Annotated in this window: 18 protein-coding genes and 1 tRNA gene; 13 read left to right on the forward strand and 6 right to left on the reverse strand. The window is 67.6% G+C overall.

Annotated elements, in window-relative coordinates:
- The first annotated feature begins 130 nt into the window (after positions 1–130).
- A complete protein-coding gene (locus tag EEY80_RS04260) occupies positions 131–1,441 on the forward strand; it encodes an NAD(P)/FAD-dependent oxidoreductase (protein WP_126975330.1) in 1,311 nt (436 codons plus the stop codon).
- Between the two features lie 50 nt (positions 1,442–1,491).
- Here EEY80_RS04260 and EEY80_RS04265 read toward each other — a convergent pair whose 3' ends face one another.
- The 4 genes from EEY80_RS04265 to EEY80_RS04280 form a co-directional block, all read right to left on the reverse strand.
- Positions 1,492–2,271: an ABC transporter ATP-binding protein gene (locus EEY80_RS04265; RefSeq protein ID WP_126975331.1), complete on the reverse strand. Its 780-nt coding sequence runs from the start codon at positions 2,269–2,271 to the stop codon at positions 1,492–1,494.
- Positions 2,268–3,308 carry a FecCD family ABC transporter permease gene (locus EEY80_RS04270; RefSeq protein ID WP_126975332.1) on the reverse strand — a complete coding sequence of 347 codons (1,041 nt, stop codon included), beginning with the start codon at positions 3,306–3,308 and terminating at the stop codon, positions 2,268–2,270. Before EEY80_RS04270 ends, EEY80_RS04265 begins: the two co-directional genes overlap by 4 nt.
- A complete protein-coding gene (locus tag EEY80_RS04275; RefSeq protein WP_126975333.1) occupies positions 3,305–4,339 on the reverse strand; it encodes an ABC transporter substrate-binding protein in 1,035 nt (344 codons plus the stop codon). Before EEY80_RS04275 ends, EEY80_RS04270 begins: the two co-directional genes overlap by 4 nt.
- Positions 4,340–4,440: 101 nt before the next feature.
- Positions 4,441–5,373, reverse strand: coding sequence for an ornithine cyclodeaminase family protein (locus tag EEY80_RS04280; protein WP_126975334.1), 933 nt, complete (start codon positions 5,371–5,373; stop codon positions 4,441–4,443).
- 213 nt (positions 5,374–5,586) lie between these two features.
- Here EEY80_RS04280 and EEY80_RS04285 point away from each other — a divergent pair, with 213 nt between their 5' ends.
- The 7 genes from EEY80_RS04285 (at position 5,587) to EEY80_RS04315 (ending at position 14,871) form a co-directional block, all read left to right on the forward strand.
- On the forward strand, positions 5,587–6,453 hold the full coding sequence (locus EEY80_RS04285) for a GNAT family N-acetyltransferase (protein WP_126975335.1): 867 nt from the start codon (positions 5,587–5,589) through the stop codon (positions 6,451–6,453).
- Positions 6,454–6,800: 347 nt separating this feature from the next.
- On the forward strand, positions 6,801–8,465 hold the full coding sequence (locus EEY80_RS04290; RefSeq protein WP_126975336.1) for an ABC transporter ATP-binding protein: 1,665 nt from the start codon (positions 6,801–6,803) through the stop codon (positions 8,463–8,465).
- 37 nt (positions 8,466–8,502) lie between these two features.
- Entirely contained in the window at positions 8,503–10,170 is a 1,668-nt protein-coding gene (locus EEY80_RS04295) for a peptide ABC transporter substrate-binding protein (protein WP_126975337.1), read from the forward strand.
- 76 nt (positions 10,171–10,246) lie between these two features.
- Positions 10,247–11,197: an ABC transporter permease gene (locus EEY80_RS04300; RefSeq protein ID WP_126975338.1), complete on the forward strand. Its 951-nt coding sequence runs from the start codon at positions 10,247–10,249 to the stop codon at positions 11,195–11,197.
- 28 nt (positions 11,198–11,225) lie between these two features.
- Positions 11,226–12,104 (forward strand): ABC transporter permease, encoded by an 879-nt coding sequence (locus EEY80_RS04305; RefSeq protein WP_126975339.1) that lies wholly within the window; start codon positions 11,226–11,228, stop codon positions 12,102–12,104.
- A 74-nt stretch (positions 12,105–12,178) separates the two neighbouring features.
- Positions 12,179–13,357, forward strand: coding sequence for an alanine racemase (locus EEY80_RS04310; protein ID WP_126975340.1), 1,179 nt, complete (start codon positions 12,179–12,181; stop codon positions 13,355–13,357).
- Positions 13,358–13,416: 59 nt separating this feature from the next.
- The gene (locus tag EEY80_RS04315) at positions 13,417–14,871 is read left to right on the forward strand and encodes an aldehyde dehydrogenase family protein (RefSeq protein WP_126975341.1); all 1,455 of its coding nucleotides are present in this window, start codon (positions 13,417–13,419) and stop codon (positions 14,869–14,871) included.
- A gap of 37 nt (positions 14,872–14,908) precedes the next feature.
- Here the strand turns inward: EEY80_RS04315 and EEY80_RS04320 are convergent, their stop codons facing one another.
- Together EEY80_RS04320 and EEY80_RS04325 are read right to left on the reverse strand one after the other, a co-directional pair.
- Positions 14,909–15,778 carry a GNAT family N-acetyltransferase gene (locus EEY80_RS04320; RefSeq protein ID WP_205749024.1) on the reverse strand — a complete coding sequence of 290 codons (870 nt, stop codon included), beginning with the start codon at positions 15,776–15,778 and terminating at the stop codon, positions 14,909–14,911.
- Between the two features lie 409 nt (positions 15,779–16,187).
- Positions 16,188–16,272 (reverse strand) — tRNA-Leu (locus EEY80_RS04325).
- 187 nt (positions 16,273–16,459) lie between these two features.
- On the opposite strand from EEY80_RS04325, the gene EEY80_RS04330 reads away from it, so the two are divergent.
- The 5 genes from EEY80_RS04330 to EEY80_RS04350 all read left to right on the forward strand — a co-directional run bounded on the left by EEY80_RS04330 (position 16,460) and on the right by EEY80_RS04350 (position 21,121).
- Positions 16,460–17,443 (forward strand): complex I NDUFA9 subunit family protein, encoded by a 984-nt coding sequence (locus EEY80_RS04330; RefSeq protein WP_126975342.1) that lies wholly within the window; start codon positions 16,460–16,462, stop codon positions 17,441–17,443.
- 99 nt (positions 17,444–17,542) lie between these two features.
- Positions 17,543–18,349, forward strand: a complete 807-nt coding sequence (locus EEY80_RS04335) for an undecaprenyl-diphosphate phosphatase (protein ID WP_126975343.1) — start codon at positions 17,543–17,545, stop codon at positions 18,347–18,349.
- A gap of 156 nt (positions 18,350–18,505) precedes the next feature.
- The gene (locus tag EEY80_RS04340) at positions 18,506–19,942 is read left to right on the forward strand and encodes an NAD(P)-dependent oxidoreductase (RefSeq protein WP_126975344.1); all 1,437 of its coding nucleotides are present in this window, start codon (positions 18,506–18,508) and stop codon (positions 19,940–19,942) included.
- 26 nt (positions 19,943–19,968) lie between these two features.
- A complete protein-coding gene (locus EEY80_RS04345; protein WP_126975345.1) occupies positions 19,969–20,694 on the forward strand; it encodes a hypothetical protein in 726 nt (241 codons plus the stop codon).
- Positions 20,687–21,121: a GFA family protein gene (locus EEY80_RS04350; protein WP_126975346.1), complete on the forward strand. Its 435-nt coding sequence runs from the start codon at positions 20,687–20,689 to the stop codon at positions 21,119–21,121. Before EEY80_RS04345 ends, EEY80_RS04350 begins: the two co-directional genes overlap by 8 nt.
- The last annotated feature ends 1 nt before the right edge of the window (position 21,122 follow it).

The following is a 21,122-nucleotide window of genomic DNA, read 5'->3' on the forward strand; positions in this document are numbered from 1 at the left end:
GCCGCTCGTGCTGCATCGGGGCGCGGTTTCGGCGCAGAAGCTGCGGGGAACCCGGCCAGACTTCGGAGGAGTCTGGCCAGTTCCGCCCCGGATGATGGTCGGCCCCGGATCAATTGTGAAAGACAGAACCGTGCCTGCACCAAGGATCGCCGACAAGAGCACCCCCTACTGGTGGGAGGCCGCTCCGGTCAAACCGTTGCCCAAGCAGCAACCGACCGCCAGCATCGACGTGCTGATCGTCGGTGCGGGATTCGCCGGGTTGTCGGCTGGGCTGGTGCTTGCGCGCGAGGGGCGCTCGGTCGCGATCTTCGACAGGATGAACCCCGGCGAGGGTGCATCCTCGCGCAATGGCGGCATCACCAGCGGCACGATCCGGCCCGACTTCGCCACGATGAGCAAGCATTTCGGCGAGGAGCGCGCGCTGGCGATCGAGAGGGAAGGAAAGGCCGCGCGCGAATTCCTGTACGATTTCATCCGCCGCGAGGGGCTGGATTGCGACTTCAGGCTGACTGGCCTCTTCAAGGGCGCGCTCGGCTACAACCAGTATGACAGCATGGCCCGCGGTGCCGACCGGCTGGCAAGGCTGCTGGGGATCGACTCCTTCGCGGTTCCGCGCGCGGAACAACAGGGCTATGTCGGCAGCGATCTTTACCGCGGCGGCACGGCCCGCATGGATATCGGCGGCCTGCATCCGGGGAAGCTGCACGCGGAAATCCTGCGCCTTGCGCTTGCGGCGGGCGTGACCGTCCACGCGAATACGCCCGTGACGAAGATCGCGCGCGACGGCGACCGGTTCCGGGTCCTGACCGCGGCGGGGCCGGTCCGGGCACGGCAGGTCCTTGTCTGCACGAATGGCTATACCGATGGCGCCGCCCCCTATCTGCGCCGGCGCCTCGTGCCCGTCCGCGCCCGGATCATCACGACCGAGGAACTGGCGCCCGAGGTCATGGACCGGCTGCTGCCGAGGCGCATGATGATGGGGGAAAGCCGGATCCTGGGCTTCTACTACCGTCCGACGCCCGACGGGTCGCGGATCCTGCTGGGCGGGCGCGACAGCTCGCTGGCCGGCGACCCGCCGGCCCCGACGCTCCGGGTCCGCGCCGGGCTGGCAGAGATCTTCCCCGAACTGAAGGACGTCAGGCTGTCGCACAGCTGGTTCGGCAATGTCGCGATGAACCGCGACATGATCCCCCGCATCTTCGAAAAGGACGGCGTGCTTTATGCCAGCGGCTTCTGCGGCTCGGGTGTGGTCTGGGCGCCCTGGGTCGGGATGCGGGCCGCCTACAGGCTGTTGGGCCATGCCGAGCAGGCGCGCAGCGCCTTCGACTTCCGTCCGCCGGCCGCGGTGCCGCTGTATCGGGGCAATCCCTGGTTCATGCCCGCGATCATCAAGAGCTATGCGGTCCGGGACCGGATTTCCTGGTGGCGCGCCAAACGCTGACCGGGCCACCTTTTCCCACGCGTGGCGGTGAAGGGCGGTCCGGCGGTCCGTCAGCGCCCTGCCTGCGGATCGGATTTCAGCCGGATATGCGGCTGCGCGGAGTCCGGGCCGAGCGCGACTTCGGTTTCCACCCGGAACACGTCGCGCAGCAGCGATTCCGTCAGGACCTCGGCCGGCGTTCCGCAGGCGACCACGGCCCCGCCCCGAAGGACGACGATCCGGTCGCAGAACATGGCCGCAAGGTTCAGGTCGTGCAGCGCGATCACGCTGGTCACGTCCAGCCTGCGCACCATGCGCAGGATCTCGATCTGGTGGTGGATGTCGAGGTGGTTCGTCGGCTCGTCGAGGAACATCACCCGCGGGCTTTGGGCGAGGGCGCGGGCGATGTGAACGCGCTGCCTCTCGCCGCCCGACAGCGTCTGCCAGGGCTGGTCGCGGCGGTCGGCCATGTCGACCCGGGTCAGCGCGGTCGCCACGGCGGTCTCGTCCGCCGCGGTCCAGCCGGCCAGCGCCGAACGGTGCGGCGTCCGGCCCAGCCGCACCACGTCATGGACAGAGACATTGGTATCGGTGGTCGCATTCTGCTGGACGAAGGCCAGTTGCCGCGCAAGGGCCCGGCGCGAGATGCGGGCGATATCCTCGCCCCGGATCTCCACCCGCCCCGACTGCGGCGCCTTCAACCCCGACAGAAGCCGCAGGAGCGACGACTTGCCCGAACCGTTGGGGCCGATCAGGCCCAGCGTCTCGCCCTCGGCCACGGTCAGCGACACGTCGTTGACGATGGTCCGGCGCCGCACGCCCCAGACCAGATTCCGCGCGATGACGGTCATGTCTGCGGCCTTGCCCGGTACAGGATGACGGCGAAGAAGGGCACGCCGACCAGCGCGGTCACCACGCCGATGGGAATGACCTGCTGTTCGGCCACCACGCGCGAGGCGATGTCGGCCAGCACCATGAACACCGCCCCCACCGTCGCGCAGGCGGGCAGCAGGCGCAGGTGCAGCGGCCCGACGACATAGCGCGCGGCATGGGGCACGACGAGGCCGACGAAGCCGATGGTGCCGACCATGCTGACGATGGTCGCGGTCATCAGCGCGGTCACGGCAAACAGGATCAGCCGGATGCGCGCCACCGGCACGCCCAAGGCTGCGGCGTCCTCATCGCCGAAGGTGAAGGCATCCAGCGACCGCGCCATCAACAGGCAGATCGCAAGGCCGATCAGCACGACCACGATCAGAAGCTGGAAATCCGGCCAGCGCACGCCGCCGAAGCTGCCCAGCAGCCAGAACATCACGTCCCGCGCCTGCTGGGCATTGCCCGACGTGGTAACGATATAGGAGGTCAGGGCATTGAAGAGCTGCGAGGCAACGACGCCCGCGAGGATCGTGTGGTTCGGCCCGCTTGTCGCGCCATTGGACAGCAGCGCCACCAGGGCGAAGGCCGCGAAGGCCCCGGCGAAGGCACCCATCGACAGGGACAGGCTGCCGGCGCCGATCCCCAGGACGATCACCGCCACCGCCCCGGTCGAGGCACCGGCCGACACGCCCAGCACGAAGGGCTCGGCCAGCGCATTGCGCAGAAGCGCCTGCAGGATCGCGCCGCAGATCGCCAGCCCCGCCCCGGCCAGCGCCGCGACCAGCGCCCGGCTCAGCCGCAGGTCCCAGACCACGCTCTGCTCGATCGGCGGAATGTCGGCGGCGGTCAGGCCCAGACCGTTGGTCACGGCCAGAAACACGGTGCCGATCCCGATCCTGTAGTCGCCGATGGCGGTGGCAAAGGCGACCGCGAGGACCAGCAGGATCAGGACGAGTCCCAGGAACAGGGCAAGCGTGCCTGCCCCGCCCGGCTTTGTGCCGCCATCCGTCACGGCAGATCAAAGGTCCGCAGCTGTTCGGCCAGTTGTTCCGCGCCGTAAAGGGTCTGGACCGAGGGGTTCATCGCGGCGCCGCTGATCACGGCGATCCGGCCGGCCTTGACGGCCTCCATCTGGCTGACGGCGGGGTCGGTGGTCAGAAACTCGATCTTCGTCTGCGCCTCGTCCAGGCCCCAGCGCCTGCGGTCGACCTGCGCCGCGACGATGACCGTCGGGTTCGAGGCCATGATGCCCTCCCAGCCGAGCGCGGGCCATTCGGCCTCGGTCTTCAGCGCGTTCGATCCGCCCAGAAGGTCGGCGATGAAGCCCGAGGGGCCATTGCCGCCCGCCAGATAGGCGTCGTCGGACGGCGAGGGCGAGGAGAACCAGAAGAGGAAGGTCAGATCGTCGCGTCGGGCAAACTCGTCCCGCAGCCTGGCCTCGCGCGCCTTCAGATCGGCGATCAGCGCCTGCCCGCGATCCTGAACGTCATGGATCCGCGCCAGATCGTCGATTTCCTGATACAGCAGGTCCATGTTCCACAGGTTTTCGCGCAGGCCATAGACGCTGGTGGCCCCGCTGCCGGTGGTGTTGTCGGCGTCGGTGACCGTGGTGCAGGCACTGGGCGACAGATAGGTCGGAATGCCCAGCTTCTCGAAATCCTCGCGCTTGGCGACCTTGCTGTCGGGACCGAGGAGCGTGACCAGCATCGCCGGGACGAAGTCCGGCTGCCGGGCCAGGATCGCCTCGAGCGTCGGGAACTCGACCGTCAGGACCTCGACCTTCGCGTTGGCGGTCTCAAGCTCGGGCAGCACCCTGTTCGGCCAGAAGGCCGTTCCGGCCATCTTGTCCTCCAGCCCCAGCAGGAACAGGATCTCGGCGCTGTTATGGCCAAGGGCCACGGCGCGTTCGGGGGCCTTCTCGAAGGTCACCTGCTGGCCGCAGTTCTCGATGGTCAGGGGGTAGCTCGTCGCCTCGGCCAGCGCGGCAGTGGACAACAGGGCGGCGGCAACTCCGCCGAGGGCCGCAAGTCTGGCAGGTCTCATGGTTCCATTTCCGATAAACCGGTCGCCCTGCGTTAGCCCTCCGCCCCCCGACAATCAATAGTGTTTTTGTCGGGAATTTCCCCCTATGGCCCGAGCGAGGTTCAGGCCGCCCGGACCTGAAGCAGGGCGGCCGCCATGTAGAGGTCCTGCAGCGAGATGCCGGAACTGTCGAAGACGGTGATCTCGTCGTCCTGGCGGCGGCCGGGCGCCCGCTTCTCGATCACGTCGCCGATGGGCGTGAGCGTCAGCCTGCCGGCATGGACCTCCTCGCGCACGTGCTGGAATTCGCCGATCTGCAGGGACTGGGACGGCAGGTCGCAGAAGAGCGTCGCCGCGGGAAACAGCTCGACCGGAAGCTCGTGCTTGCCCGGCGCGTCGGAGCCCATGCTGACGACATGGGTGCCCGGCCGCACCCAGGCGGCGTCGAACAGCGGTTCCCGGGCCGGGGTCGCTGTCACCACGATATCGGCGGCGCGAACGGCCTCCTCCGGCGTCGCGGCGCGTGCAGCCAGCCCGGTGTCGCCAAGCCGCTCGACAAAGGCGTCCCGCCGGGCAGAGGGCCGCGCGGCGACCAGCACGGTGTCGAGCGGCCGGATGCGGGCCAGCGCCGCCACCTCGAATCCGGCCTGGTTGCCCGCGCCGAAGACCGCCAGAACCCGCGACTCCTGCCGGGCCAGCAGATCGGCGGCGACGGCGTTGGCCGCCGCCGTGCGGTAGGCATTGACCCGCCCGGCCTCGATCAGGGCGGCGGGCCGTCCGTTCGACGGATCGAGAAGCACGATGGTGGAGTTGTGCCTCGGCAGGCCGCGCGCGGGATTTCCCGACCAGAAGGACCCGATCTTCACCCCTGTGAGGTCCTCGGCCCAACCGGACTTGATCGAAAAGGTGTTGGTCGGCTCGCGCGTCCGCCCCAGCACCGCCGGAAAGACCTCGCACTGGTCCGAGGCCGCCGCGACAAGCGCACGGCGCACGGCCTCATAGGCCAGTTCGTGCGAGACAAGCGCGGCGGATTCTTCTTCGCTGACATAGATCATCGGGGTTCCTTCGTTCCGTTCCGCGGACCCGGGCCGCCCTGACCGGCGACCGGCCTTCAGACCGTTCCTAGTCCGGCCGGGACCGCTTTTTCTGCTGATCCCTGCCGGGAAACGAATGATGCCGCCCCTGCGACCGCGGGAAACGGCAGCATAAGCCGGGGCGTTGCCGCCAGGCTGGCAACTCCAAACGATCGGATACGGCAGGACACGCCCATGACGCTTCAGGAAACGGATCCCAGGACATGCGCCCCGGCGGGGCTGACGACGCTGGAGCGGCGCCATCTGCCGGGCGCGCTGAAGCTCTCGCAGGAGATGGGCTGGCCCTACCGGTTCGAGGATTGGGAAACCGCCGCGACGCTGGGGCAGGGGCTTGTGCTGGAACGGTCGGGCACGGTGATCGGAACCGCGCTGTGGTGGACCTACGGTCAGGATTTCGCCTCTGCCGGAATGATCATCGTGACCGCTGCCGAACAGGGCTGCGGTCACGGCGCCCGGCTGTTCGACGGCCTGCTGGCGGCAACCGAGGGGCGAAACCTGTTCCTGAACTCGACGCAGGAAGGCTTCGCGCTGTATCGGCGGCGCGGTTTCTCGCCCTGGGCGCAAGTGCTGCAGCATCAGGGGCCGCTTGTCGACGCCGTGGCGCCGGATGCGTCAGCTGCCCTCCGCCCGGCGACGGCGGAGGACCTGCCAGCGCTTCGGCAGTTCGATGCGCAGGCGGCCGGGATGCCGCGGCACGCGCTGATCGGCGAACTTGCCCGCACGGGCCGGGTCATGCTGTCCGAGCGGGCCGGCCGGATCCTGGGCTATTCGGTCGCGCGGCTGTTCGGGCGCGGCCATGTCGTCGGTCCGGTCGTCGCCGATACCGCCGAAGCCGCGCAGGCACTGATCCTCGCGCATCTGGCCCATCTGCAGGGGCAATTCGTGCGGATCGACGTCTATGCCCATGACGGGCTGGGCGAGTGGCTGGACAGCCTTGGCCTGCGCCGCGTCTCGGAGGCGACCGCGATGGTCCGGGGGGTGCTGCCGGAACCGGCCGGCGACGCCCGCATATTCGCCCTGGCAAACCAGTCCTTCGGCTGAGGCGGGCTTCTGCGTCCGATGCCGGATAAGGGGCGGCCCGGGCGAGTGGCCTGCGGGCTGCGGCAGAGCAGAATTATCTGCCGCGGTCGCCACAACTACAGTTGCTAGTGCTGCCGATCCGGCCGGTTTCAGCACCGTTTGTCAGGCAGCCGAAGCAGAATTGGCGACACAACCAAAAGATTGCGGCCATCGAAGCCGTAACGGGGAGTTTGACAATAATGATCCTGGTTCGCGAGAGGTCCTCTCCCGAAGTCGCTGTGCAATCCTTCGGGCTGTCATCTCCGGCTGACGGCGGCGGGACCGCGACCGGAGCGCGCAATCTCGAAGCGGAAGGGCAAGGGGTTCCGATGACAGCCAAGACCGATCGCAAGGCCGAGCCTGATGTCGCCCTGTCCGTGCGTGGTCTGACGATCAGCCTGCCCAAAGGCATGGAACGCGTCCATGCCGCCGAGGGCGTCTCGTTCGATCTGCGCCGTGGCCAGATCCTGTGCGTGATCGGCGAATCCGGTTCCGGGAAGTCGGTGACGGCCAATACCATCATGGGGCTCTTGCCCAAGGCCATCCGTATTACGGCCGGGTCCATCCGGCTGGAGGGGCGCGAGATCGTCGGCATGGGGCCGGAAGCCCTTCGCGGTCTGCGCGGCCGGGTCGTGTCGATGATCTTCCAGGACCCGCTTTCCGCGCTGAACCCGCTGATGACGGTCGGCGCGCAGATCGACGAGGCGATGCTGGCGCATGGTGTGGGAACCCCCACATCCCGGCGCGAGCGGGCCATCGAGCTGCTGACCGAAGTGGGCCTGCCCGATCCCGAACTGATGTATCACCAGTACCCGTTCCGCCTGTCCGGCGGTCAGCGGCAGAGGGTGATGATCGCCATGGCACTGGCGCTGGAACCTTCGATCCTGATCGCGGACGAGCCGACGACCGCGCTGGATGTGACCACCCAGGCCCAGATCCTGAAGCTGATCCGCGACATTCAGGCCCGCAAGGGGATGAGCGTGATGTTCATCACCCATGATTTCGGCGTGGTGGCCGAGATCGCCGACAGCGTCGTAGTGATGGAGAAGGGCCGGGTCGTCGAACAGGGCAGCGCCGCCAAGGTCCTGCGCACGCCCGACCATCCCTATACCCGCCGGCTGATCGCGGCGGTGCCGCACCTGACCGGCGTGGACCGTGCCCCGGTGCCGGTCGCCGACACGGAACCGGTGATCAGGGTCCGGAACCTGGTCAAGACCTATCGCAGCGGCAGCGCCTTCCTTCGGACCGAACGGATCGTGCCGGCGGTGCAGGACGTCTCCTTCGAGGTCGCCCCCGGACGGACGCTGGGCGTGGTCGGCGAGAGCGGATCGGGAAAATCCTCGCTCGGGCGGCTGCTGATCAAGCTGATCGAGGCCGACAGCGGCCAGATCCTGTTCGACGGCCAGGACATCGCGCCGCTGCCGGAGGCCGGCTTCCGGAGCCTTCGCCAGAAGATCCAGATGATCTTCCAGGACCCCTTCGCCTCGCTGAACCCCCGCATGACCATAGGCCGCATCCTGACGGTCGGCCCTGTCGCCCATGGCATGTCCCATGACAGGGCACGGCAGGAGGCGCGCACGCTTCTGGATCAGTGCGGGATGGACCCGGGTGCGCTGGACCGCTACCCGCACGAATTCTCGGGCGGCCAGCGCCAGCGCATCGGCATCGCCCGCGCGCTGATGTTCAAGCCCAGGCTGCTGATCGCGGACGAGGCTGTCTCGGCGCTCGACGTCTCCATCCAGGCCCAGATCCTGCAGCTGCTGGACCGCATCCAGCGCGACACCGGTGTGTCGATGATCTTCATCACCCACGATCTTCGTGTCGCCAGCCAGATCTGCGACCAGATCGCCGTGATGCAGAAGGGGCGGATCGTGGAACAGGGTCCGCCGTCGCAGATCTTCCTCGATCCGCGATCCGCCTACACCCGCGAACTGGTGGCCGCCATCCCGGGCGAAAGTCCGCGGGGGCCGCATCCGGTCGCGGCCGCAAACTAAGATCAACGACAAAAGCTCCAACAAGGGAAACTGCCAGATGACCAAGAACAAGAACGGACAGATCGACCATTCCCGCCGCGCGGCGCTGCGCATGATTGCGGCGGGTGGCGTTGCCGGGCTGATCGCCCCCAACCTTCTGGGCAAGCCTGCCTTCGCCCAGACCCCGCCCGCCGCCCCGACCGGCCGCATCATCGTCGGCCTGTCGCAGGAGCCGACGGTGTTCCACCCGCTGATGGCCCATATCGAGGTGGATGACGGCGTCAACTTTTCGATGTTCGACGCGCTGTTCCGCATCACCCCGGAAGGGGAGATCGTGCCGAACCTGACGACCGAAGTTCCCAGCCTCGAAAACGGCGGGATTTCGGAAGACGGGCTGAACTGGCGCATCAAGCTGCGTGACGACGTGCGCTGGCATGACGGTACGGCCTTCTCGGCCGACGACGTGAAATACACGCTGGAACTGATCACCAATCCCGATTTCCGCGCATGGCGCACGACCGGCCACGCGCTGGTCCGCGACATCACGGTGGTGTCGCCGACCGAGCTGACCTGGCGGATGGAAGAGGCCTTCGCGCCCTACCTGTCGTTCCTGACCGAAACCTTCATGGTGCCCAAGCACATCCTCGAAGCTCAGGCCGACATGAACGAGGGTGCCTTCCATCAGGCCCCGATCGGCACCGGCGCCTTCAAGTGGGGCCGGCGCATTGCCGGCGACCGGCTGGAACTGGTTGCCAACCCCGACTACTTCGGCGAGGGGCCCTATATCGAGCAGCTGGTCTTCAAGTACATCCCCGACATGACGGTGCTGTACACCCAGTTCCGCAGCGGCGACATCGACGTCGTGGGCCAGTCCTATCTTACCCCCGACAACTATGCCGAGGCGAAGGACCTGCCCGACCGCGTCGTGACGCTGGTTCCCAAGGCATCGGTCGAATCCATCTACTTCAACCTCGATCTTCCGCAGTTCCAGGACCTCGCCGTGCGCGAGGCGCTGTATGCCGCAATCGACAGGATGGCGATCATCGACGCGCTGAACTACGGCGTTCCGCGCGAGACCGAGACCTTCATGCCGACGCAGTCGTATTTCTACAATCCCGACCTGCCGAAGCATGAATTCGACCTGGACCGGGCGCGTCAGCTGCTCGACGATGCCGGATGGGTTCCCGGCGCGGACGGCATTCGCGCCAAGGACGGGGTGCGGCTGTCCTTCAAGAACTCGACCACGTCCGGGGCACATCTGCGCGAGCAGGCGCAGCAGTTCATCCAGCAGACCTATGCCGAGATCGGCGTGGAAATGCTGATCGAGAACCTGCCCTCGGCGGTGATGTGGGGCGACTTCTGGGTGCGCTCGCAGTTCGAGACCGCCATGGTCGGCATCACCTACCTGATCGGCTCCGATCCCGATGTCACCAACCGCTTCCACACCAAGGCGATCGTGGCCAAGGGCGGCAGCGGCTCGAACAACGCGCAATACTCGAACCCCGAGGTCGACGCCCTGCTGGAAGAGGGCGCGCGCACCTTCGACCCCGAGAAGCGCAAGGACATCTACCTGCAGGTGCAGGAGATCATCCGGAGGGACCTGCCGTTCATGCCGCTCTTCGCGAATACCTCGGTCTACGGGATCAAGAAGGGCGTCGAAGGCTTCACCGCGAACGCGAACACCCGGACCGAGTCCTGGCACGCGGCGGGCTGGTACTGGGCCTGATCCGACACTCCGCCACCCGCGCCACGAACGGCGCGGGTGGCCGCACCGACACCTTCTGGTTGGAACGGAGCCGTCCATGACCGCCTTCCTGCTCAAGCGCGTGCTGCAGAGCCTGGTGTTGCTGGTGATCGTCTCGATCATCGGCTTCGCCGTGCTCAACCTGATCCCCGGCGGGCCGATGGCCCAATATGCCCTCGATCCCGGCATGACGCAGGACGACATGGACAGGCTTGCCGAACAGCTTGGCCTCAACCGGCCGATCTGGGTGCAGTATTTCGACTGGGCCTGGCGGATGCTGCAGGGCGACTGGGGCACCTCGTTCCGGGACGGGAACCCGGTGACGACGGTGATCGGCCGCCATGTCTTCGCGACCTTCCTCCTCATGGGGTCGTCGACCGTCATCGCCGTCGCCATCGGTACCTGGATCGGGATCCGCGGCGCGACGCACCGCTATTCGATCTTCGACTATGCCGCGACGATCGGCGCCATGGTGGCGCTGTCGATCCCGACCTTCTGGTTCGGCCTGATCGGGATCTATGTCTTCTCGCTGAAGCTGGGCTGGCTGCCGGCAGGCAGCATGTACACGATCGGCGACGGGTCGGTCCTGAACTACCTGCACCACCTGATCATGCCGTCGACGGTGCTGGCACTGGTGCATATCGCGATCTGGAGCCGCTTCATGCGCGCGTCCACGCTGGATGCGATCAGCCAGGAATTCGTGAAGACCGCCCGCGCCAAGGGGCTGAGCGAACGGCGCGTGATCATGAAGCATGTCGTCGGCAACGCGCTTCTTCCGATGATCACGCTCGCCGGCGTGCAGCTGCCCTCGATCCTGACGGGCGCGCTGGTGACAGAGACCGTCTTCACCTGGCCGGGCATGGGCCGGCTGTTCCTCGATAGCCTGGGCTACAGCGACTATCCCGTCGTGATGGGCCTGCTCATGTTCTCTGCCATCCTGACCATTCTTGGCAACCTGATCGCCGATATCGTCGTGGCGCTGGTCGATCCGCGCATCCGCCTCGCCTGATCCGGATGAAAGACAAGGAAGTCGCACAATGACCGCCATCACCGCAGCCCGCTCGCCCAGCCACTGGTGGCAAAGCCGCGTCATGCGCCGTTTCATGAGTCACAAGCTGGCGCTGTTCGGGCTGGTGATGATCAGTCTGCTGACGCTGGCCTGCGTGGTGGGTCCGTGGCTGCTGCCCTATGACATGCTCTTCATCGACCTGCGTGCCCGTTTCGCGCCGCCGTTCACCGGCAACCATTATCTGGGCACCGATCCGCTGGGGCGCGACATCGCGGCCCGGCTTCTGATGGCGGGGCGGGTGTCCCTGCTGGTCGGCTTCATCGCCATGGCGCTGGCCATCCTTGTCGGAACCCTGGTCGGCGTCATCGCGGGCTATCGGGGCGGCTGGATCAACGCCGTGCTGATGCGGACCGTCGACGGCTTCCTGTCCTTTCCCTCGATCTTCCTGCTGCTCGCCCTGTCTGCCGCGCTTAAGCCCAGCCCGATGATGATCACCGTCATCATCGCCCTGACCGGCTGGATGGAGGTCGCCCGGATCGTCGAGGCCGAGGTCCGTTCGCTCAAGGAGCGCGAGTTCATCCTCGCCGGGCGCATGCTGGGGCTGGGACGGGCGCATATCATGTTCCGCGAACTGCTGCCCAATGTCATGGGGCCGATCATCGTCGCGGCCACCCTGACGGTGGCCCGGGCGATCCTGCTTGAAGCCTATGTCAGCTTCCTCGGGTTCGGCATCCAGCCCCCCCTGCCCAGCTGGGGCAACATGCTGAACGGCGCGCAGCAGTATCTGGCCGGCGCGCCCTGGCTGGCGATCATCCCCGGCGCTGCCATCACCGTGGCCGTGGCCAGCTTCAACTTCATCGGCGATGGGCTGCGCGACGCGCTGGACGTGCGCAGCGACACGGTCTGATGCGCAGACCGGCCGAGGCGAGCCCACCGCCGCCAACGCCTGCGGAAACAGACGTCATTCGGGAGCCTGCAGAGATGGACACACCGGTCGAGGACAGGACCGCGACACAGGATGCGGCAAGGATCGGCGACCTGATTACCCCGGCGCTGTTGCTGGATCGGGAGCGGCTGGACAGGAACATCCGGCGGCTGGCGTCCCGCGCCCGGGACCTCGGCGTCACCCTGCGGCCGCATGTGAAGACCGCCAAGAGCGTCGATGTCGTCCGCAGGCTGTTCCCGGACGGGCCCGGCCCGATCACCGTCTCGACACTGGCCGAGGCCGAGTATTTCGCCGGCCACGGCTATCGGGACATGATCTATGCCGTCGGTCTTTCGCCGGCTTCGGCGCTGCGGGCGATGCAGATCGGCCGCCGCAGCGGGGCCGATATCCGGCTGTTGCTGGACACCGTGGAACAGGCCGATGCGCTGGCCGGCATCCGGTCCGCCACGGGCATGGCGGGGTCGGTCCTGATCGAGCTCGATTGCGACGATCACCGGGGCGGCCTGAAGCCCGACGATCCGAGGCTGATCGAGGTCGCGGAGCGGGTCGTCGCCTCGGGCTGGACGCTTGCGGGCGTTCTCGCCCATGCCGGCGAGTCCTATGCGCTGAACACGCCCGAGGCGCTGGAACGGGCGGCCGAGAATGAACGTCAGGCCACCGTCCATGCCGCCGAACGCCTTCGCAGCCACGGCCATGCCTGCCCCATCGTCAGCATCGGTTCGACCCCGACCGCCCATTTCGCCCGTTCGCTGGAAGGCGTGACCGAGTTGCGCGCCGGCGTCTACATGTTCTTCGATCTGGTGCAGCACGGGGTCGGCGTCTGCGCCATCGACGATCTGGCGATCTCGGTCCTGGCGACGGTGATCGGGACGAAGCCTGAAAAGGGCTGGGTGCTGGTCGATGCCGGCTGGATGGCGCTGTCGCGCGACCGGGGAACGGCCAGCCAGCCGGTCGATCAGGGCTATGGCCTGGTCTGTGACGCGGCCGGGCGGGTGTTTGAGGATGTGATCGTCGCGCAGGCGAGCCAGGAACATGGCATCCTGACGGTCCGCCCCGGATCGCAGCGAAAACTGCCGGATCTGAACGTGGGCGACAGGGTGCGCATCCTGCCGAACCACGCCTGTGCGATGGCCGCCCAGCACGAGGTCTACAACGTGGTTGCCGGCACCCGCCCGGATATCGAGGCCCGCTGGCCCCGGATCCGCGGCTGGTAGGCCGGCGTGTCCGCAATCACCGAACCTGTCCCACCCTATCGCCTGCAGGACGTCGCCTGATGAACTCTCCGCTTGAACATCTGTCCGGCACCGCCCACCTGGGCAAGTTCTTCATCGACGGTCGCTGGGTCGCGCCCCGGGGCGGCGCCGTGGCCGCGGTGGTGAACCCTGCCACGGAACGACCGCTGTGCGAGGTGCCCTTGGGCAATGGCGAGGACGTGGCGGACGCGGTCGCCGCGGCCCGGCGGGCCCTTGCCGGCTGGAAGTGGACCGAACCGGCCCGCCGCGCGGAGCTGCTGGACCGGCTTCAGGCGGGGCTCGAGGCGCGGCAGGACCTGCTGGCGCGGTGCCTGACGCTCGAGATGGGCGCGGCGATCGGGTATGCGCGGTCGGCGCAGGTGCCGCTGGCGATTGCCCATGTCAGAACCGCGCGAGAGGTCCTGACGAATTTCCGCTTCGTGGAGCGGCGGGGGACCACCGCCGTCACGCGCGAGGCGATTGGCGTCTGCGCGCTGATCACGCCGTGGAACTGGCCGCTGTACCAGATCACCGCCAAGGTGGCGCCGGCGCTGGCGGCCGGCTGCACCATCGTGCTGAAACCGAGCGAACTGGCCCCGCTCTCCGCCCTCCTGTTCGCGGAAGCGATGGAGGAGGCCGGTTTTCCCCCCGGCGTCTTCAACCTCGTGCAGGGCGACGGTCCGGGCGTCGGTGCGGCGCTGGCCGCGCATCCGGATGTCGACATGATCTCGATCACGGGATCGACGCGCGCGGGCATCGCCGTTGCGCAGGCCGCGGCGCCGACGGTCAAGCGGGTCGCCCAGGAACTGGGGGGCAAGTCGCCGAACCTTGTCCTGCCGGATGCCGATCTGCCCAAGGCGATCCCCCCTGGCGTTGCCGCCGCCTTCCGCAATCTCGGCCAGTCCTGCAGCGCCCCGACCCGCCTGCTGGTGCCGCGCGCCCGCCTCGAAGAGGTGGAGGACCTGGCGCGGCAGGCCGCCGCCCAGATCGTGGTCGGCGATCCGCTGGCCGACAACTCGACACATGGCGCCATCGCCAATCGGGCGCAGTTCGACCGCATCCAGACCATGATCCGCGTCGGGATCGACGAGGGCGCCCGGCTGCTGGCCGGCGGTCCCGGCCGCCCGGAGGGATGCGCCGTGGGCTATTTCGTGCGGCCCACGATCTTCTCGGACGTGCGCACCGACATGCGGATCGCGCAGGAGGAAATCTTCGGACCGGTCCTGTGCATCATTCCCTATGACACCGTCGACGAGGCGATCGCCATCGCCAACGACACGGTCTATGGGCTGGGCGCGCATGTGCAGGGCACCGATCTTGCGACCGCGCGGCATGTCGCGGCCCGGATCGAGGCGGGGCAGGTGCACCTCAATTACCCCGCCTGGGACCCGCATGCGCCGTTCGGCGGGTTCAAGCAGTCGGGCGATGGCCGCGAATACGGGGTGGAGGGCGTGCTGGAGTATCTCGAGGTCAAGTCCATCCTCGGCTACTTCTAGCCGCGCCTCCGGCCGGTGCGGCAGACTCGGAGGGCCGTCAGCCGATGGCGTGCGCCGCAAGGCCGAAGACCCGCGGTTCCGATTTCTGAACGTTCAGGAACGGGCGGCCCCGCGACATCGTCGTCACGGTCTCTTCCACGCGCAGGCCGCAGCCTTCGAGGAAGGCGGCGAAGGGACCATCCGTCTCGTGCGTGTCGACCCTTGCGTAGCGGCCCCCCAGCGATCCGAGATGCGCTGCGGTCAGATGGGTGGCATCGGCACTGTCGTAGGCGACGGTGGGCCCGACCTGAAACCCGCGCCCGTATTCGCGACACATGGAATAGCCCGCGATCTCGCCCTCGCGCCGCAGGACGATGATGGACGACAGCGGCGCGAGGGAGATCAGCATGTCGGACCGGTCATGGCCGAAGGCCCGCGCGTCCAGCGCGAAGAGTTCGGCCACCCGCTCTCGTGGCAGGGCGGCGCAGGTGCCCGAAACGGGGGGCAGATCCGGCAGGGCAGCGCGGACCACGCCCTGCCGCATGTGGACGATCCCCTCGGTGGTGAAGCCAAGCGACAGATACAGCGAATAGGCGGCATGGGTCGAGTTCAGGGCCAGGTTCCGCTTGCCGCAGCGGGCAAACAGCTGCTCCATCAGCCAGCGGCCACCGCCCTGCGCCTGCACGCGCGGGGTGGTGATGACAAGGCCGACCGTGGCGAAGTCCTCTCCCTGCGGGAACCACATGGCACTGCCGAAGACGCGCCCGATCTCGTCGACGGCGGCAATGCCGCGCCCGACCCGGCGCAGAAACCCCCAGTCCTTCTGCCGATGCGGCCAGCGCACGGAAATCGTCAGCGCATGCAGGTGATCGATGTCCACATCGTTGATGTCGCGGGCGACCAACGCGAAGGAGCTCAGCTGCATCATTTGAGACAGGTCGGATTGATCGCACGTCATGTATTGCCCACGGAGTTATGCCAAGGCCCCTGATCCCGCACTGGCACAAACCGCCACAGGCCTTGGTGGCAGCGTCGCATGGCCATATCGGCATTATCGTCTTCTTTTGCCCCGGTGACCGCAATCATCCGCTGTTCCAGGCAGTGCCTTGATGGAAGTGCGTTTGCAAACACCGCGTTAACCGGAACCGCAGCCCGACCGGCCGCGACGTTCCCGCGACCCGGGGTTGTGGGGTTCACGTTGTCCGCGCGGCCATGCAGGTGACGGAAATCGTGCGGCGGGCGCGCGCTCCGTCGGTGCTGGATCAGGTTTTCCGGGGGGTGTCTCGATGCTGGCGCTTCCCTGCCCGAAGACGTTCGGCCGAAGAGACGATCGACGATGGTGCCCAGGAGAGGACTCGAACCTCCACGCCTTGCGGCACACGGACCTGAACCGTGCGCGTCTACCAATTCCGCCACCTGGGCCGGTGTCGTGGAGGCGGTGTCTATAGCCGGTTCCGGGGGCTGTCAACGGCGATTTCAGCGGAAGTTGCGGGGCCGTTTCGCGGGCGGATGCAGGGCCATGCGGGGCAGGAGGGAGGGCCTTTGCGCCTTGTCCGGTGCGGCGTCTGGCGCTAATCAGGGGCCGTCAAGGCTTGAAGGGGTTTCGCCCATGTCCAGACTGGTCACGATCTATGGCGGCTCGGGGTTCGTGGGGCGCTACATCGCCCGGCGCATGGCGAAACAGGGCTGGCGCGTCCGCGTCGCCGTCCGCCGCCCGAACGAGGCGATCTTCGTGCGACCCTACGGGACCGTCGGTCAGGTCGAGCCGGTGCTGTGCAACATCCGCGATGACGAATCGGTGCGCGCCGCGATGATCGGCGCGGATGCGGTGGTCAACTGCGTGGGCGTGCTGACCGAACGGGCGAAGAACAGCTTCGACGCAGTGCAGGCCGAGGGCGCGGGCCGGGTGGCGCGGATCGCCGCGGAGATGGGCGTGCCGCGGCTGGTCCATATCTCGGCCATTGGCGCCGATGCCGAGTCGGACAGCCGCTATGCCCGGACCAAGGCCGCGGGCGAGGCCTGGGTGCTGGCGGCCTTTCCGCAGGCGGTGATCCTGCGGCCCTCGGTGATCTTCGGGCCCGAGGACCAGTTCTTCAACCGCTTCGCCTCGATGTCGCGCCTGGGGCCGGTGCTGCCGGTCGTCGGCGGCGGCACGAAATTCCAGCCGGTCTATGTCGACGATGTCGCGCAGGCGGCGGTGATGGGCGTCCTCGGCACCGCGGCGCCGGGGGTCTATGAACTCGGCGGGCCGGACGTGCACACATTCCGCGACCTGATGCGGCAGATGCTGGCCACGATCCATCGCCGCCGGCTGATCGTGAACATCCCCTTCGGCATCGCTCGTCTGATGGCGGGGGCACTGGGGCTGGTGCAGGCGGTGTCGATGGGGTTGATCCACAACGGCACCCTGACCCGCGACCAGGTGGCGAACCTCGCCCGCGACAATGTCGTGTCGCCGGGGGCGAGGGGGCTGACCGATCTGGGCATCACCTCCACGCCGGTCGAGGCGGTGCTGCCCGGCTATCTGTGGCGCTTCCGGCCCTCGGGCCAGTATGACGCGATCAAGGCCTCGGCAAAGAACCTGAAGGCCTGAGCGTCCCGCTGCCGGGGCAGGGCGTTCCGTGCCCCGGGGCATCGACTTTTCCGCGACCCCCCGCCATTCTGCGCCGCGGCAAGAACCTGAGGGCGCAGCATGGACGGCAATTCCACCCTGGTCGCGGCATTTCTCGGCCTAATCGAGGGCCTGACGGAGTTCATCCCCGTCTCCTCCACCGGGCATATCCTGCTCGCCGGGCATTTCCTCGGTTTCGACAGCCCCGGCAACACCTTCGAGGTGGTGATCCAGCTGGGTGCGATCCTCGCCATCCTCGGCGTCTATTCGGTGCGGCTGTGGGCGATCTTCTCGGCCGCGCCGCATGACCCCGTGGCGCGCAGGTTCATCCTGTCGGTGCTGCTGGCCTTCCTGCCGGCGGTGGTGATCGGGGTTCTGGCGCATGACTTCATCAAGACCGTGCTGTTCGAGACGCCGCACCTGATCGCGGTGATGCTGATCCTCGGCGGTTTCGTGCTGCTGGCGGTGGACCGGATGCCGCTGAGCCAGAAATACGATCACGCGGAACGGTTTCCGGTCTGGCTGGCGGTGGCGATCGGCTTCTGCCAGTGCCTCGCCATGGTGCCGGGCGTGTCGCGGTCCGGCGCGACCATCGTGGGGGCGCTGGCGCTCGGTGCATCGAAGCGGGCGGCGGCGGAATTCTCGTTCTTCCTGTCGATGCCGACGATGGCGGGCGCCTTTGCCTATGACCTCTACAAGAACCGCGATCTGCTGGATTCTTCGGCATTGGGCGACATCGCGGTCGGTTTCCTCTGTGCCTTCGTCGCGGCGCTCTTCGTGGTGCGGGGGCTTCTCGGCTACGTTTCCCGTCATGGCTACGCGCTGTTCGGCTGGTGGCGAATCGTTGTAGGCGGCGTCGTTCTGGTGGCGTTGCAGGCCGGGTTGTAGCAGATATGGAAAACGTGCTGACCTAATTTCTGCCCGTTGGCGGCCGGAAGCGGCATCAGGCGGCGAAAATAATGGAAATAGGTCACGTGTGCTGACTTTATTGCGGCGGCGACCCAGTGTAGCAATGCGCACCGCAGATTGATGGAGGCGCAGCCGATGGCCAAGCAACGCATGCTCCAGTTCGTGACCGTCGCGAAGGAGACGCCCGAAAAGCGTCCCGCCACGGATCGCGCGCAGGACTTTGCCGAGATCTATCGCGAATATGCGGTGCCCAAGGCCGAGGAGCAGGCAGGTCGCTGCAGCCAGTGCGGCGTGCCCTACTGCCAGGCGCATTGCCCGCTGCAGAACAACATCCCCGACTGGCTGCGCCTGACCGCCGAGAACCGGCTGCAGGAGGCCTATGAGGTCAGCCAGGCCACCAACACCTTCCCGGAAATCTGCGGCCGCATCTGCCCGCAGGACCGCCTGTGCGAAGGCAATTGCGTGATCGAGCAGTCGGGCCACGGCACCGTCACCATCGGGTCCGTCGAGAAGTTCCTGACCGATACCGCCTGGGAAAACGGCTGGGTGAAGCCGATCGTGCCGGCGGCCGAACGGACCGAAAGCGTTGGCATCATCGGCGCGGGCCCCGGCGGGCTGGCCGCCGCCGACATGCTGCGCCGGGCCGGGCTGCAGGTGACGGTCTATGACCGCTATGACCGCGCGGGCGGGCTGATGACCTATGGCATCCCCGGCTTCAAGCTGGAAAAGGACGTGGTCATGCGCCGCAACGCCCAGCTGGAACAGGGCGGGGTGCAGTTCGTGCTGAATTGCAATGTGGGCGAGGATCTGAGCTTCGACGCGATCCGCGGCCGGCATGACGCGGTGCTGATCGCCACCGGCGTCTACAAGACCCGCGACCTGAAGGGGCCGGGCTCGGGCGCGGCAGGCATCGTGCGCGCCATCGACTATCTGACCGCCTCTAACCGCCGCAGCTTCGGCGACGAGGTGCCGGAATTCGACTCGGGCGAGCTGAACGCCGCGGGCAAGCGCGTGGTGGTGATCGGCGGCGGCGACACGGCAATGGACTGCGTGCGCACCGCGATCCGGCAGGGGGCGACCTCGGTCAAATGCCTCTATCGGCGCGACCGGGCCAACATGCCCGGTTCGCAGCGCGAGGTCGCCAATGCCGAGGAGGAAGGCGTCGAGTTCGTCTGGCTGGCCGCGCCCAAGGGCTTCACCGGCGGCGAGCAGGTGGCGGGCGTGATGGTGCAGAAGATGCGCCTTGGCGCGCCCGACGCGACCGGCCGGCAAAGCCCCGAGCTGATCGAGGGCGCGGATTATGTCGAGGATGCGGATCTGGTGGTCAAGGCGCTCGGCTTCGAGCCCGAGGACATTCCCGCGCTGTGGGGCGTGCCGGAACTGGAAGTGACCCGCTGGGGCACGATCAAGGCCGATTTCCGCACCCATGCCACCAGCCTGCCGGGCGTCTATGCGGTGGGCGACATCGTGCGCGGTGCCAGCCTCGTCGTCTGGGCGATCCGCGACGGACGCGAGGCAGCCGAGGCGATCCTCGGCTATCTGGCGCAACCTGCCACCATCGCCGCCGAGTGAGGCGGCCCAGCGAAGGGACCCGGGACATGAGGACCAGCCCACGCCTTTCCCGACTGGCTGCGGTCGCGCTGCTGGCGGCCGCCGGCCCCTGTGCCGCGCTGGCCGGCACCTTCGTGCCGCCGCAGGGTTGCACCGCGAAGATGACCGTGCAGATGCGCGGCTGTCTGGTCGCGCATTACTACAGCTGCGCGGGCGATGCGCCGGGCGAACAGTGGGACACGCTCTACGACTCCGACGGGCCCTATTTCACCTCGCGCGTGGATGCCGAATACCAGTGGGTCGAAAGCCACGAGATCGACCCGCCGCTGACCATCCTGCTCGACTCCTCGCGCGACCCGGCCTCGTTCTCGGCGCTGATCGGCACCGGCGAGGACCGCTATGACTTCACCACCCGCGACGAGACGGGGCGCCGCCTGAACTATGAAGGCTTCGACCGGCTGACCGGCCGCACGCAGACGATCGACGGCATCCCGCTGGAAGTGACCGAGTTCGAGATGACCGAGACCGACGAGACGGGCACGGTCACCGCCCGCCGCTGGGGAAACCAGTTCATCCACCGCGACTGGCGGCTGTTCTTTTCGGGCGCCGAGATGTGGGAGGGGAGGGCAGGCGTGCTGCCGACCGACAATACACCGGTCCTGTTCATCTTTCCGGGCGAGCCGGGCTATCTGTCCACGGTGCCGCTGTTCGACTGCACGGAACTGATGTCGCGGGCGCCGCTGCCCCACGCGAAGGAGGCCGATCATGGCTGAGACCCGGACCGGACACTGCCTGTGCGGTGGCGTTTCCATCACCGTCACCAACCCGTCGCACGAATTGGGCGCCTGCCATTGCGAGATGTGCCGCCGCTGGACGGGGTTGTGCACCATGGCCCTTGGCGTGGCCGAGGCCGACCTGGCGGTCGAAGGCGCCGGGAATGTCGCGGCCTTCCGCTCGTCCGACTGGGCGGAACGCTGCTTCTGCCGGGTCTGCGGCTCGACGCTCTGGTACCACCTGACGATCCCGGGCCAGACCGTCACCCACTATGTCGCGGCCGGGTTGTTCGACGACCTGAGCGGGATGCACATCGGGCACGAGCTGTTCTTCGACCGCAAGCCCGATGCCTTCGCCTTTGCGGGCGACAGCAAGAAGATCACCGAGGCCGAGTTCCTCGCCTCCGTCGCCAGCCCAGAGGAGTGAG

The organism is Frigidibacter oleivorans (genome assembly GCF_003993775.1).
GTDB lineage: Bacteria > Pseudomonadota > Alphaproteobacteria > Rhodobacterales > Rhodobacteraceae > Frigidibacter > Frigidibacter oleivorans.